The organism is Streptomyces sp. 3-6 (assembly GCF_056323165.1).
Window position 1 is genome coordinate 56263 of record NZ_JBWHZP010000015.1, and the last position, 13251, is coordinate 69513.

A 13251-nucleotide genomic window follows, 5' to 3' on the forward strand; every position below is an offset into this window, starting at 1 on the left:
CTCCCCCCGAGTCCTCGCAGCGAATCAAGGGTGCTCATCGGCGTATCGTCCTGGCAGCTTCCCAGCCACTGAATCACAGCGCGCTGCCCACTCGGTACACAGGGTCAACAATTCCCGCCCCGTGTGACTCAAGTCACAGGTAAACGTGAACAATTGGCTGGTCTTTCCATGGTTTCTCCCTGAATTTCGACGCAATCACGGAAGGCGACTCTTCGGGATCCCTTTCCGTCCGTCCCCGGCCCTCCTCGGCCCTGCTCGCCCCTGCTCGGCTCTCTTCGGCCCTGCTCGGCTCTCCTCGGCCGACCTCGGCCGGGCTCGGCCGTCGTCCGCTGGTCCTAGGACCGGACTGGGCCCGGGGCCCGATGCGGCACCGGTGAGGCGGAGACTAGCGTTCCGGTGTGTCCCACACTTCTGTCGCCCCGTCCTCGATCACCTCGGTGCCCGCCGCCCGGCATGCTGAGGGGGTGAGCAACGACGCCTTCCGTGCCGCCCTGTCCCGCCTGGCCGCCGGCGTGGTCCTGGTGACCGCGAAGGAACCGCCGCTGGACCCCGACGACCCTCAGGCCCCGGCCGGTGAGGACGTCGGCATGACGGCCACCGCGTTCATGTCCGTCTCCCTGGACCCGCCCCTGGTGCTGGTGAGCCTGCGGGAGGGGTCCCGCATGGACGAACTGCTGGAGGAGCAGCCCCTGTGGGCGGTGTCCGTGCTGGCCGAGAGCCAACGGCACATCGCGGGCCGCTTCGCGATGCGGGGCCGCATCAGCGACCGGCTGCTGTTCGAGGACATCCCCTACGTGCGGGGCGAGTACAGCGACTCCCCGCTCGTCGGCGGGGCGCTCGCGACCCTGGAGTGCCGCACCGAGCAGCGCGTCCCCGCCGGGGACCACACCCTGGTCATCGGCCGGGTCCTCACGGCCGCGCTCCCCAGCTCGGAGGGCGGCCCGCTCACGTACTTCCGGGGACGCTACCGGCACTTGGGCTGAAGCCCCGGGAAGCCGGAGCGCCGGGCCGGTCGAAATCCGTTGCGCCCCACGGCGGTCGCGGCCGTACGGTGCTGCCATGACGACCGTCCCCGGCCCCTCCCCGCGTCTCGTGGAGGTCACCGCCGCGAACATCGGCACCGCCCTCGCCGTCCGAGTCCGGCCGGACCAGGAACACCTGGTCGGCCCGGTGGCGAAGTCGCTCGCGGAGGCCTACGTGCACCCGGACGTCGCCTGGCCCCGGCTGATCGTCGACGGCGGACGCGCGGTCGGTTTCCTGATGGCCTTCTTCGACGCCGACTGGTTCGGGGACGGCAGGGTCCACCGCTCCGGACTGTGGCGGCTGAACATCGCGGCGGACGAGCAGGGAAGGGGCTACGGCCGGTTCGCCGTGCGGGCGGTGGCCGAGGAGATCCGCCGCCGGGGCGGCACGGAGTTCTACGTCACCCACCACCCCGGCCCGGCAGGACCGGAGGACTTCTACCGGGGCCTGGGCTTCCGCCCGAACGGGGAGATCCACGAGGGCGAGACGGTCGAGGTGCTCCGCCTCGGCTGACCACCCTGCGGGCGCCCGCAGGCCCTCGTCAGCCCCAGTCCCGGCCGCTGCGGCCCCGTTTGGTCTCGGCGCGCTGCTTCTTCTCGCGGAGCCGGCGTTCGTTGATGCCGCGCGGGACACGGGTCGGTTTGCGCGGCTTGGGGGGCGGTGCGGTGGCCTCGGCGAGCAGGGCGGCGAGACGCGTGGCCGCCGCCTCGCGGTTGCGCCACTGGGAGCGGTGCTCGGAGGCGCGCACGGACACCACACCATCGGCCAGCCGCCCCGCCAGCCGCTCCAGCGCCCGCTCCCGCCACACCTCGGGCAGTGCCGTGGTGCGGGCGAGGTCGAAGCGGAGCTCCACCTGCGAGTCGCTGGTGTTGACGTGCTGGCCGCCCGGACCCGAGGAACGCGAAAAACGCCACATCAGCTCGGACTCCGGCAGGAAGACGGAGCCACGGACGCGGAGCGCTCCGGGAGGCAGGCCCCCGGGCCTGCGGGAGGGACCGGACATGCCGTCCATGGTCGCGTGCCGGACGGGGCCGCGTCACCCCAATATCGTCGGTAAAGAAAGTAAAGGGAACTGGAACCTGGCGTTGGCCTCTCGCGTTCAAGGGGGTAGCGGTAGCTTCTAGCCGTACGTCAACGAGGGAAGGGACTCCCAACAATGGCTGTAAGCCTGTCCAAGGGTGGCAACGTCTCGCTCACCAAGGAGGCTCCGGGCCTGACCGCCGTCACCGTGGGCCTCGGCTGGGACGTCCGCACCACCACCGGCACGGACTTCGACCTCGACGCCTCCGCCATCGCGGTCAACACGCAGGGCAAGGTCTACTCGGACGCCCACTTCGTCTTCTTCAACAACAAGCAGACGCCGGACAACTCCATCGTCCACACCGGTGACAACCGCACCGGCGAGGGCGCGGGCGACGACGAGGCGATCAACGTCAACCTGGCCGCCCTGCCGGCCGACATCGACAAGATCGTCTTCCCGGTCTCGATCTACGACGCCGAGAACCGCAGCCAGAACTTCGGCCAGGTCCGCAACGCCTACATCCGCATCGTCAACCAGGCGGGCGGCACCGAGATCGCGCGCTACGACCTCTCGGAGGACGCGGCCACCGAGACCGCCATGGTCTTCGGCGAGCTGTACCGCAACGGCGCCGAGTGGAAGTTCCGCGCCGTCGGCCAGGGCTACGCCTCGGGCCTGGTGGGCATCGCCCAGGACTTCGGTGTGAACGTCTGACGCACCCCGCGGTTCGTCCGCGAGCCCCCGTTCCCGCCCGCCCGGCGGGGCCGGGGGCTCCGGCGTTCCCGGCAGCCGGAGCGGTGCACCTCGCAGCCCGCAGCGCGACCGCCGGGCGCGGGTCGGCGGCGCGTCGCGGCCCACAGGCAGGCTCGCGGCCCACAGGCCGGCGGGCGTCGGCGGGGGCGCACCGCGACGCTCAGGGCCGGGCGGGCCTGCCCGCCCCGTGGAGCCACTCCGACCAGACGCGGTCGAAGTCCTCGTCCGGGGCCTGCTTCTCGACGTAGGCGGTGAAGTCCGCGGTGGAGACGGTGCCGTGACGGTTCTCCCGGGCCCAGCCGCGCAGCAGGGCGTCGAAGGCGTCGTCGCCGACGGTCTGCCGGATCTTGTGCAGGACCATCGCCCCGCGCTGGTAGACGGGCGCCCCGGAGATCTGCTCCGCGCCGGGCGGACGCGCCGGCGGGAACGCCCACACGGCCTCGTTCGACGCCTCGTCGGCGAAGTACGTCCCCTCGTACAGCGCGTCGAAGGTCTGCTGCGCGCTCTCCCCGCCGTGCTCCTCCCGCCACAGCCACTCGGCGTACGTCGCGAAGCCCTCGTTCAGCCACATGTCGCGCCAGCTCTCCGGCCCGACCGAGTTGCCGTACCACTGGTGGGCGATCTCGTGCACCAGCAGACCGGTGTCCGGGGCCCCGGGGAAGACGGGCCGGTTCTGGGTCTCCAGCGCGTACCCGGCGTCCCCGGGGCGCTCGACGACGACCCCCGCGGAGGAGAACGGGTACGGGCCGAACCGCCGCTCCGCCCACTCCAGCACCTCGGGCAGCCGGTCCAGCGCCGGACGGCTCGCGTCCTTCTGGTCCGGGTCCACGGCCGAGTACAGCGGCAGCCCGCGTGCCGTCCGCGCACGGTGGACGTCGTACCGGCCGACGGCGGCCACCGCGAGGTAGCTCGCCATCGGCTCGCGCACCCGCCAGCGCTGGATCCGGCGGTCGCCCCGCGTCTCCTCACCGTCCGGTTCGCCGTTGGACACCGCCCGCAGGGCCTTCGGCACGGTCAGCGTCAGACGGTAGGTGGCCTTGTCGGAGGGGTGGTGGTTGCCCGGGAACCACGCCATGGACCCGGTCGGCTGCCCGAGCGCGACCGCGCCGTCCGCCGTGCGCAGCCAGCCCTCCTCGGAGCCGTCCGGGTCGGTGACGGTCACCGGGGCACCGGAGTAGCGCACGGTCACCCGGAAGGTGTCGTCCCGCCGGATCGCGGTGCGCGGGCGGACCGTCAGTTCCTGTCCGTCGCGCCCGAATCGGGCGGGCTTCCCGTCGACGGTGACCCGCTCCACGTCCAGACCCTCCAGGTCGAGATTCAGGGCGGGCAGGTCCTCGGTCGCGCGGGCGGTGACGGTCGCCGTGCCGGACAGGTGGTGCGGGCCGGGGTCGTAGGCGAGGTCGAGGTCGTAGTGCGCGACGTCGTACCCGCCGTTGCCCGCCCCGGGGAAGTACGGGTCCCCCACCCCCGAGCGCGACGGTCCCGGGTCGGCGGACGCCCCGACACCGCCGTCCACGCCGGCGTCCGCGCCCCCGCAGGCGGTCGCCACCACGGCGAGCAGCGCGAGCACCCCGGCCGACAGCCGCGGCCGACGCCCGGGGCGGCGCGCGGGACGACGCGCGCCGGGGCCGACCGTGGAGTCCGCGGTCCCGGCGGCCCCGGCGGGCGCACCGGCGGGCACATCGGCGGAGGCATCGGCGGAGGCATCGACACGGACCGGACGCACGGGCTCGGACGGGGTCGCGGGCCCTGCGGGGGCATCGCGCCGTGCCTCCGCACGGCGGACACCGGCGGGGCGACGACGTGGGGCCGGGCCCGAGGGGGCGGGGAGGCGGCGGTGGGGGCGCACCCCGCGATCCTAGGAGGTGGCGGCCCCCGACAGCGGTGCCGCGCGGCCGTGACACCATCACTCCCGTGCTCGACATCGGCTACGCCCTCTCCAACCGCTTCCCCGACCCCCCGCAGACCGACTACCGCCGCGCGGACGTCCACGCGCTGCGCCACGACCTGTTCTGCGGTGACGTCTACCTGGCGGACACCGAGGAGGACCGCGAGCTGTCCACAGCCTGGGGATGGGTGCCGGTGCTCGACTTCGCCTGGGCCCTGTGCGACATCGTGGAACGCGTCGACCGCGACCCGGCGGGCTCACGCGCCTCGCGGCCCCAGCACGCGGAACTGGACTTCACCGAGTCGACCGACCGCCTGCTGTTCGAGCGCCGCTTCGGCTGGGTCGACATCGAGGCCGAGTGGCTTCCGGCCGGCGAACCCCCGCTGACCTTCTCGCACGCCGAACTCCGCCGCGAGGCCCGCGACTTCCTGCACGACCTGCTGGCCGACCTGATCGACCTGCACGAGGACCTGGGCGAGAACCCGGCCGTCTGGACCCTCCAGGCCCGGTTCCCCCGCGTCGGCTGACCTCTCCCGGCCGAGCCGGGGCCGGGGCCGAGCCGGGACTGGGACCGGGGGCGGCGACCCGGCCGGTCGGCCCGGCACCGCCTCGCCTCGCCAGGCGCCGCCCGCCCCCGTCGAGCGACGGTCCGGGCGACCGGCCCCGGCCCACCCGCCTTCCGGCCACCCCGCCCCTCCGTCCCCCAGGAATGCCGTCCGTCCGTCCCTCCGTCCCCCCGTCACATCACCCCGTCACCCGTCGTCAACTCCCCCGCCCGCCCGGGCTCACCCCTCCACTCGGATCCCCACCTCGGCCGCCAGCACCGGGGCCAGGTCCAGCAGTTGCCCCGTGCTGATCACCGCTCCCGCCAGCCGGTCCACCCCGCGGGCGATCTCCAGGGGGGCGGCACCGCGCAGGTCGACGTCCGTGAGCGTCACCCCGGTGAAGTCGGCCTCCTTCAGGACGCAGTCCACGAAGGCCACCCGCTCCAGCCGGGCCCCGCCGAGGTCGGGCTCGACCAGGACGCAGCCCTCGAAGACGACGTCCCTCAGCCGGGCCCCGCGCAGGTTGAGGAAGTCGAGCTTGCCGCCCCGGACGTGCACCCGTTCCAGCTGGGCCCCGTGCAGCTGCGTCCCGCCGAGACGCGCGTCGGTCAGCTCCACGTCGCGCAGGGCGGCCTCGGCGAGATCGGTGCCCACTCCGCGCACCCCCGCCAGGACCGAGTCGAGCACCCGGACCCGGGGCAGCCGCGTCCCGTCCAGCGCGCACCCCCGTAGCGCGCAGTCCAGGAAGCGCGACCCCGCTCCGTCCTGCCCGGACAGGTCCGCCTCCGCGAACTCCAGCCCGTCGTAGTCCCCGTCCGGCTCCAGCTCACCCCCCTCGAAACGCTCCAGCGCCACGAGCCGCACCTCCGGCCGCCGCGGCTCCCGCACGCCCGCACCACCCGCCGCTCTCCTCGCCATGTCCCCATGCTGCACCCCACCACTGACAACACCCCGGCCGGACGGAACCCGCGCCGCGCCGCGCCCCGCCGCCTGCCCCACACCGCAACCCGCCACCTCCCCCACGCCATAAGCCCCCGCCGCAACCCACCGCCTCCCCCACGCCATGACCCCCGCCACGACCGGCCACCTCGCCCACACCATGACCCCCGCCGCACCCCGCCACCTCCCCCACACCATGACCTGCGCCAACGCTCCCCATGTCACATTCCGGGGCCCCCGATCCGTCACACCGGTGAAGGCACCGGGCGCCGCCTCCGAAAGCGGCGGCCCCGGGCACGGAAGACAGGAGAGAGAGCACAGGCATGCACGTGCACCGCACCGACCGCATCACCGTCATCGGCGGCGGCTTCGCCGGACTCACCGCCGCCATCACCGCCACGGAGGCGGGGCCCGGGTCACCGTCCACGAGGCGCACCACACCCTCGGCGGCCGGGCCCGTACCGCCGAGGGCCCGTACCGGACGAACGAGGGCCCGCACGCCCTGTACAGCGGCGGCCCGCACTGGAGCTGGCTGCGCGCACGCGACCTCGTCGGGCCGCTCGCGACGCTCCCGCCGCTGGAGGCCGCCCGGTTCCGGCTCCGCCACCGCGGGGCGCTGCGCCGCACCCCGCCCCTCGCGATGCTGAAACTGCTGCGCCGGGGCGCGGGCCGGGCCCCCGTGGGCACCGACTTCCTCGGCTGGGCCACCGGCGTCGCGGGCGAGGAGGCCGCGCGGGCCGCCGCCCACTACGCGGCGGTGGCGCTGTTCCACCACGACCCGGGCTCGCTGTCCGCCGCCTTCGTGCAGGAACGGCTGCGCCGCGCCACCCGGCTGCCCCCGGAGGCGCACTACCCGCGCGGCGGCTGGGGCGGGCTCATCGACCGGATGGCCGCCCGCGCCCGGGACCTGGGCGTGCGCGTGGAGACCCGGTCCCGCGTCGACACACTGCCCACGGACTCCCCCGTCGTCGTCGCCACGTCCCTGGAGTCCGCACGCCGGCTCCTCGGTGACCCGGCGCTGACCTGGCCCAGCGGCCGCACCGTCCTCGTCGACCTCGCCGTGCGCACCCGGCGGGGCGACGCGTTCGTGGTGTCGGACCTGGACGCCCCGGGCTGGCTGGAGCGGTTCACGGCCCAGGATCCCTCCCTCGCCCCGGCCGGCGAACAGCTGATCCAGGGACAGATCCCCGTCGCCCCGCACGAGTCCAGGGCCGACGGCATCCGTCGGGCCGAGGAGCTGCTCGACCTCGGCTTCCCGGGCTGGCGCGAGCGCCTCACCTGGCGCCGGGAGGCGGTCGCGAACGGCCGTACCGGTGCGGTGGACCCGCCCGGCAGCGACTGGCGCGACCGGCCCGCCGTGGACCGCGGCGACGGTGTCCACCTCGCCGGGGACCGGACCGCCGCGCCCGGCGTGCTCTCGGAGGTGTCGTTCAACAGCGCCCGCACCGCCGTCTCCCTCGCGCTCGGCCGCCGCGGGCTTGACCTCGATCACGCTGGAGGTTGAACAGTGGGGAGGGCCTGCCGCGGCACCCGCCCGCCGCGGCACCGTCCACCCCTGGAGGTCCCCATGCACGCCGTCCGCCTGCACGCCTTCGGTCCGGCCGAGAATCTCGTCCTGGAGGAGGTCCCGGACCCGCGGCCCGGACCCGGGCAGGTGCGGATCGCCGTCCGCGCGACCGGGGTGCACCTGCTCGACACCGCCCTGCGCGCGGGCCGCCCCGGTCCCGCCGGAGTCCCGGCCGAGCTGCCCACCGTCCCGGGCCGGGAGGTCGCCGGGATCGTCGACGCCGTCGGAGAGGGGGTCGACGCCGCCTGGCTCGGCCGGGACGTCGTCGCCCACCTCGGCTTCGTCCCCGGCGGCTACGCCGAACGGGCCGTCACCGACGTCGGCCGGCTGCACGCGGTCCCGTCCCGTCTCGACCCCGCCGAGGCCGTCGCGATGATCGGCACCGGACGGACGGCGATGGGCGTCGTGCAGTTCGCCGAACCCGGCCCCGGCGACGTCGTCCTGGTCCCGGCCGCGGCCGGCGGCATCGGCACCCTGCTCGTGCAGTACGCGCGCAACGCCGGCGCGACCGTCATCGGCCTGGCCGGCGGCCCCGCCAAGACGGCCCGGGTGGCGGCGAACGGCGCCGACCTCGCCGTCGACTACACCGCCCCCGACTGGGCCGGCCGGCTCGCCGGTCACGCGGGCCGGGTGACCGTCGTGTACGACGGGGTCGGCGGCGAGGTCGCCCGCACGGCCGTCGGCCTGCTCGCCCCCGGCGGGCGGCACGTCGTCTTCGGCTGGTCGTCGCAGGGTCTCGACAGCGACGCCCCGTTCCTCGTCGACGGCGTCTCCGTGAACGTCCTCGGCCGGGAGATGCTGCGGCGGGCGGGCGGCACCGACCCCCTGCGCACCCTCGAGGAGCGCGCCCTCGGCCAGGCCGCCGAGGGCCGCCTCGTCCCCGCCGTGCAGCGCTTCCCCCTCGCCGAAGCCGCCGCCGCGCACCGCGCCCTGGAGGCCCGCGCCACCACCGGAAAGGTCGTCCTGGAACCGCGGGCACACCCGTCGCCCCGGTGACCCGGCCGCCGCACCCGACTACCGTGCGGCACATGATCGACGTTCCGCCGGGACTCGTCACCACCCAGATCAGGTTCAACAAGGAAGCGGGCCGCGTTTTCGTCGCCGCGCTGCCGGGGCTGACCGCTGCCTTCGTGGACCGCTGGGACCTGCGGATCACCGGGACGCCCCTGCACGGGATCGGTGCCCTGGTCGTCCCGGTGGACCGCGCGGACGGCACACCGGCGATGCTGAAGCTGCAGCTCCGCGACCACGAGACCGAGGGGGAACCGGTCGCCCTGCGCCGCTGGGACGGCGACGGCGCGGTCCGCCTGCTGGACCACGACGAGCCCACCGGCACCCTGCTCCTGGAGCGCCTGGACAGCTCCCGCACGCTGTCCCACGGGGCCGACCCGCACGAGGGTGTCCTGGTGATCGCCCGCCTGCTGGCCCGCCTGCACGTCACCCCGGCCCCCGCCGGCCTGCGCCGCCTCGCCGACATCGCCCGGGGCCTGCTGGAGCGCACGCCCGCCGCCCTGGAGCGCGTCCCCGACCCGGAGTCCCGGAGCCTGGTGGCCGACTGCGCGGCAGCCGTCCGCGAGGTCGCCGACGAGCCCGGTGACCGTCTCCTGCACTGGGACCTGCACGCCGGGAACGTGCTCGCCGCCGACCGCGCCCCCTGGCTCGCCATCGACCCCAAGCCCCTCGTCGGCGACCCCGGTTTCGACCTGTGGCCCGCGCTGGCGAACACCTTCCGGGCCGACGACGTGCGGTGGCGCTTCGACGCCATGACCGAGGTGCTCGGGCTGGACCGGGCGCGGGCCCGCGCGTGGACGTACGGGCGGGTGCTGCAGAACTGCCTGTGGGAGACCGAGGAGGGCCGGCCCCTGAACGACACGGACCTGGAGATCGCCCGCCGCCTGCGCCGGAGATGAGCCGCCCGAGGCGATCGCTCCCCGCACGACGGAAAGGGTGACGGACACCGATGACAGGTGACGGACACCGATGACAGGTGACGGACGCCGATGAAAGGTGACGGACGCCGACGACCGGCGGCGGACGTCGACAACCTATGACGGATGTCGACGACCGGCGGTGAGGTCAGGGGAAGGCGGCCTCTGCTGACGGTGCGCCCGGCCCTGCCGCGTCCCGGACCGTGGGCGGGCCGGCCCGGGACGGAAGGGAGGGACCCGCACGAGGGTCCCCTGCGAGAGCCCCCTGTCGGATTCGAACCGACGACCTGCTGTTTACAAGACAGCCGCTCTGGACCGGACTGAGCTAAGGAGGCGCCGCGCGCTCCGCGCGCGAAGGCTGGTCCACTGTACACAGAGCCGGATTCACCCGGCCACGGACTTCCCCGCCGGACCCGCGCGCGGACCCACGCGCCCGCCCCGCCCCCGCGAGCCGTCGAAAGTTTACGAAGAAATCACAGCCCGGAAACTACTGACAAGCAGGTGAACGCCGGGTACCGTCCTGTGCCAGTTCACACACGTGGACTACACCACAACGGAATACGTGGACGACACCACTGCGGAACACCCGTCGTGGCACCACCTTCCTACTCGGATCGTCCGGCACGTTCCTGCCGGTAGAAGGGGGCCCATCACCATGGCCACAGTCACGTTCGACAAGGCGACCCGGATCTACCCGGGTTCCACCAAGCCCGCCGTCGACGCGCTCGACATCGCGATCGAGGACGGGGAGTTCCTCGTCCTGGTCGGCCCGTCCGGTTGCGGCAAGTCCACCTCGCTCCGCATGCTCGCGGGGCTCGAGGACGTGAACGGCGGCGCCATCCGCATCGGCGACCGCGACGTCACGCACCTGCCGCCCAAGGACCGGGACATCGCCATGGTGTTCCAGAACTACGCCCTCTACCCGCACATGACGGTCGCCGACAACATGGGCTTCGCGCTCAAGATCGCCGGCGTGAACAAGGCGGAGATCCGGCAGAAGGTCGAGGAGGCCGCGAAGATCCTCGACCTGACCGAGTACCTGGACCGCAAGCCGAAGGCGCTCTCCGGCGGTCAGCGCCAGCGTGTCGCCATGGGCCGCGCGATCGTGCGCGAGCCGCAGGTGTTCCTCATGGACGAGCCGCTGTCCAACCTGGACGCCAAGCTGCGTGTCTCCACCCGTACGCAGATCGCCTCCCTCCAGCGCCGCCTGGGCATCACCACCGTCTACGTCACCCACGACCAGGTCGAGGCCCTCACCATGGGCGACCGGGTCGCGGTGCTCAAGGACGGCCTGCTCCAGCAGGTCGACACCCCGCGCAACATGTACGACAAGCCCGCCAACCTCTTCGTGGCCGGCTTCATCGGCTCCCCCGCGATGAACCTCATCGAGGTGCCGGTCACCGACGGCGGCGTGAAGTTCGGCAACTCGGTGGTGCCGGTGGAGCGCGAGGCGCTCTCCTCCACCACCGACAAGACCGTGACCGTGGGCGTGCGCCCCGAGCACTTCGACGTGGCCGGCGAGGAGTCCGACCAGGGCGTCGCGGTCACCGTCAACGTCGTGGAGGAGCTGGGCTCCGACGCGTTCGTCTACGGCTCCACCACCGTGGGCGGGGAGACCAAGGACATCGTGGTCCGCGTCGGCGGCCGCAACGTGCCGGCCAAGGGCAGCGAGCTGCACGTCGTGCCGCGCGCCGGCGAGACCCACGTGTTCTCCACGTCGACCGGCGCCCGCCTGTCCGACTGAGCACCGGTCCGCCCCCGCCGGACGGCCGTCCGGCACCGCTTCACACCTGCCGACCGGAGAGATCACCCACAGGGATCACCTGGAGAGATCACCCGGACGGGCGACGAAAGCCCCGCAGCGCGCTGCGGGGCTTCTCGCGTTGTCGACAAATACCCCGGCAATCGAGGCATTTCGTGCCTGCGCGTCAACGCGTTACCCGAAAAACTCGTCGACCATGTCCCCCGAACCGGTGACGGAATGTCTTCACGCCATTACCGGGCGCTACCCTCACTCGCGTGAAGCACTCCACTAACCCTCAGACGCGACGCGGCCGGGGCCACGCCCGCCGGATCGGCCGTAGCCTCGCCCTCGTCCTGCCCGTCGTCCTGGTGTTCTCCGGAACTCTCGCGGTCGCCCGGGTCGACTGGTCGGGGAGCCCCACGAGCCCGGTGCTCACCGCCGCCGACACCGCCGTGGCCGGTGCCTCGCGCAGCGCGGCGCGCGCCCCCCACGAGATCCTCCGCGACCGCCTGCTGGTCGAACAGCAGAAGACGAACCCGGGCGTCGCGCTCACCCACCTCCAGGAGGCGGTGAACGACCGGCCGTCGCTGGCCCGGCACTGCGCGTCCATCGCCCGCGCGCTGGGCAAGGCCGCGGTGCGCGTCCACGGCCCGACGAAGGCGCAGTCCTACTCCCGCCCGGTCTGCGACACCTCCTTCGCCTCGGGGGTCCTCGCCGCCCACCACTGACCCCCGGCCGGCCGCGGCACGTGAGGTCCGGCCCCCGCGCGGCCGACGGCCCGTGCGGGGGCTCGGCCGTACGGGAGCGGTCGGGCGTACAGGGGGGGTCGGCCGGGCGGAGGGCGTGCGGCCGTGCGGGGGCCCCGGAGGGCCCTCCGGGACGCCCGGGAGTGCCACGTACAGTTCGGTCATGACCCATCCGAGCGCCGCGTCCCGCCCCGTCCAAGCCGTCGTCCTGGCCGGCGGTCAAGGTTCCCGGCTGCGGCCGTACACCGACGACCGGCCCAAGCCGATGGTCGAGATCCCCGGCACCGGGACGCCGATCATCGGCCACCAGCTGTCCTGGCTCGCCGCCGAGGGCGTGACCGACGTGGTGATCTCCTGCGGCCACCTCGCCGACGTCCTCCAGAAGTGGCTGGACTCCGCCGACCTGCCCGTGTCCGTCACCACCGTCGTCGAGACGGAACCCCTCGGCCGCGGCGGCGGCCTCAAGTACGCCGCCGCGCACCTCCCGCACCCGGACCGGCCCTGGTACGCCACGAACGGCGACATCTGGACGCGGTTCTCGCTGCGCGACATGGCGGACTTCCACACCGAGCGCGACGCCCTCGCCACCCTCGCCCTGGCCCGCCCCCGCATCCCCTGGGGCGCCGTGCAGACGGACGGCTTCGGCCACATCACCGACTTCATCGAGGCCCCGCCGTCGACGTTCGAGATCAACGCGGGCATCTACGTCTTCTCCCCCGGCTTCGCCGACCTGCTGCCGGAGCGCGGCGACCACGAGCGGACCACGTTCCCGCGCCTCGCACGGGAGCGCCGCCTGGCCGGCTTCCCCATCCCGCAGGGGTCGTACTGGCGCGCCATCGACACCGCGAAGGACCTGACGGAGGCCGCGAAGGAACTGGCCTCCCACGGCCGCTGACGCACGGTGCCTGACGGCCGGTCACGCACCGTCCGCCCCTCGGTCCCCGGCTTCGTTCCGCCAGCCCGCCCCACCGGTATCCGGCTCCGTGCCGTCCGCCCGCCCGTCGGCCGGACCTTCCCACGGCACGCTTCCCCGGAAGCGTCGAAGCAGCCGAACGACGGACGGCGAACGGCTGACGGCTGACGGCTGACGGCTGACGGCT

12 protein-coding genes, 1 tRNA gene and 1 pseudogene are annotated in these 13251 nt (G+C 73.9%); 10 read left to right on the top strand and 4 right to left on the bottom strand.

Annotated elements, in window-relative coordinates; genetic code table 11:
• The first annotated feature begins 398 nt into the window (after nucleotides 1–398).
• Both AC02VZ_RS19660 and AC02VZ_RS19665 read left to right on the top strand, forming a co-directional pair.
• Nucleotides 399–983 carry a flavin reductase family protein gene (locus tag AC02VZ_RS19660; RefSeq protein ID WP_432054745.1) on the top strand — a complete coding sequence of 195 codons (585 nt, stop codon included), beginning with the start codon at nucleotides 399–401 and terminating at the stop codon, nucleotides 981–983.
• A 76-nt stretch (nucleotides 984–1059) separates the two neighbouring features.
• Nucleotides 1060–1536, top strand: coding sequence for a GNAT family N-acetyltransferase (locus AC02VZ_RS19665; protein ID WP_432054746.1), 477 nt, complete (start codon nucleotides 1060–1062; stop codon nucleotides 1534–1536).
• Nucleotides 1537–1564: 28 nt separating this feature from the next.
• On the opposite strand, the gene arfB is transcribed toward AC02VZ_RS19665, so the two are convergent.
• The gene (gene arfB / locus AC02VZ_RS19670; RefSeq protein ID WP_476475997.1) at nucleotides 1565–2035 is read right to left on the bottom strand and encodes an alternative ribosome rescue aminoacyl-tRNA hydrolase ArfB; all 471 of its coding nucleotides are present in this window, start codon (nucleotides 2033–2035) and stop codon (nucleotides 1565–1567) included.
• A gap of 144 nt (nucleotides 2036–2179) precedes the next feature.
• On the opposite strand from arfB, the gene AC02VZ_RS19675 reads away from it, so the two are divergent.
• Nucleotides 2180–2755 (top strand): TerD family protein, encoded by a 576-nt coding sequence (locus AC02VZ_RS19675; RefSeq protein ID WP_164345696.1) that lies wholly within the window; start codon nucleotides 2180–2182, stop codon nucleotides 2753–2755.
• Between the two features lie 199 nt (nucleotides 2756–2954).
• Here the strand turns inward: AC02VZ_RS19675 and AC02VZ_RS19680 are convergent, their stop codons facing one another.
• Nucleotides 2955–4376 (bottom strand): M1 family metallopeptidase, encoded by a 1422-nt coding sequence (locus AC02VZ_RS19680; protein WP_476476051.1) that lies wholly within the window; start codon nucleotides 4374–4376, stop codon nucleotides 2955–2957.
• Nucleotides 4377–4708: 332 nt separating this feature from the next.
• Between AC02VZ_RS19680 and AC02VZ_RS19685 the strand changes: the two genes are divergently transcribed.
• Complete coding sequence (locus AC02VZ_RS19685; protein ID WP_476475998.1) at nucleotides 4709–5209, top strand: hypothetical protein; 501 nt, start codon at nucleotides 4709–4711, stop codon at nucleotides 5207–5209.
• 258 nt (nucleotides 5210–5467) lie between these two features.
• On the opposite strand, the gene AC02VZ_RS19690 is transcribed toward AC02VZ_RS19685, so the two are convergent.
• Nucleotides 5468–6145 (bottom strand): pentapeptide repeat-containing protein, encoded by a 678-nt coding sequence (locus tag AC02VZ_RS19690; protein ID WP_476475999.1) that lies wholly within the window; start codon nucleotides 6143–6145, stop codon nucleotides 5468–5470.
• A gap of 344 nt (nucleotides 6146–6489) precedes the next feature.
• On the opposite strand from AC02VZ_RS19690, the pseudogene AC02VZ_RS19695 reads away from it, so the two are divergent.
• From AC02VZ_RS19695 to AC02VZ_RS19705, 3 genes and pseudogenes are all read left to right on the top strand, one after another.
• Nucleotides 6490–7670: pseudogene (locus AC02VZ_RS19695) on the top strand (phytoene desaturase family protein).
• A gap of 63 nt (nucleotides 7671–7733) precedes the next feature.
• The gene (locus AC02VZ_RS19700) at nucleotides 7734–8729 is read left to right on the top strand and encodes a zinc-binding dehydrogenase (protein WP_476476000.1); all 996 of its coding nucleotides are present in this window, start codon (nucleotides 7734–7736) and stop codon (nucleotides 8727–8729) included.
• 32 nt (nucleotides 8730–8761) lie between these two features.
• On the top strand, nucleotides 8762–9643 hold the full coding sequence (locus tag AC02VZ_RS19705; RefSeq protein ID WP_476476001.1) for an aminoglycoside phosphotransferase family protein: 882 nt from the start codon (nucleotides 8762–8764) through the stop codon (nucleotides 9641–9643).
• Nucleotides 9644–9920: 277 nt separating this feature from the next.
• Here the strand turns inward: AC02VZ_RS19705 and AC02VZ_RS19710 are convergent.
• Nucleotides 9921–9996: transfer RNA gene (locus AC02VZ_RS19710), tRNA-Thr, on the bottom strand.
• Between the two features lie 320 nt (nucleotides 9997–10316).
• Here AC02VZ_RS19710 and AC02VZ_RS19715 point away from each other — a divergent pair.
• The 3 genes from AC02VZ_RS19715 (at nucleotide 10317) to AC02VZ_RS19725 (ending at nucleotide 13046) form a co-directional block, all read left to right on the top strand.
• Entirely contained in the window at nucleotides 10317–11405 is a 1089-nt protein-coding gene (locus AC02VZ_RS19715; protein ID WP_432054754.1) for an ABC transporter ATP-binding protein, read from the top strand.
• A 275-nt stretch (nucleotides 11406–11680) separates the two neighbouring features.
• Entirely contained in the window at nucleotides 11681–12133 is a 453-nt protein-coding gene (locus AC02VZ_RS19720) for a hypothetical protein (protein ID WP_432054755.1), read from the top strand.
• A 181-nt stretch (nucleotides 12134–12314) separates the two neighbouring features.
• Entirely contained in the window at nucleotides 12315–13046 is a 732-nt protein-coding gene (locus AC02VZ_RS19725; protein WP_432054756.1) for a nucleotidyltransferase family protein, read from the top strand.
• Nucleotides 13047–13251 lie beyond the last annotated feature (205 nt).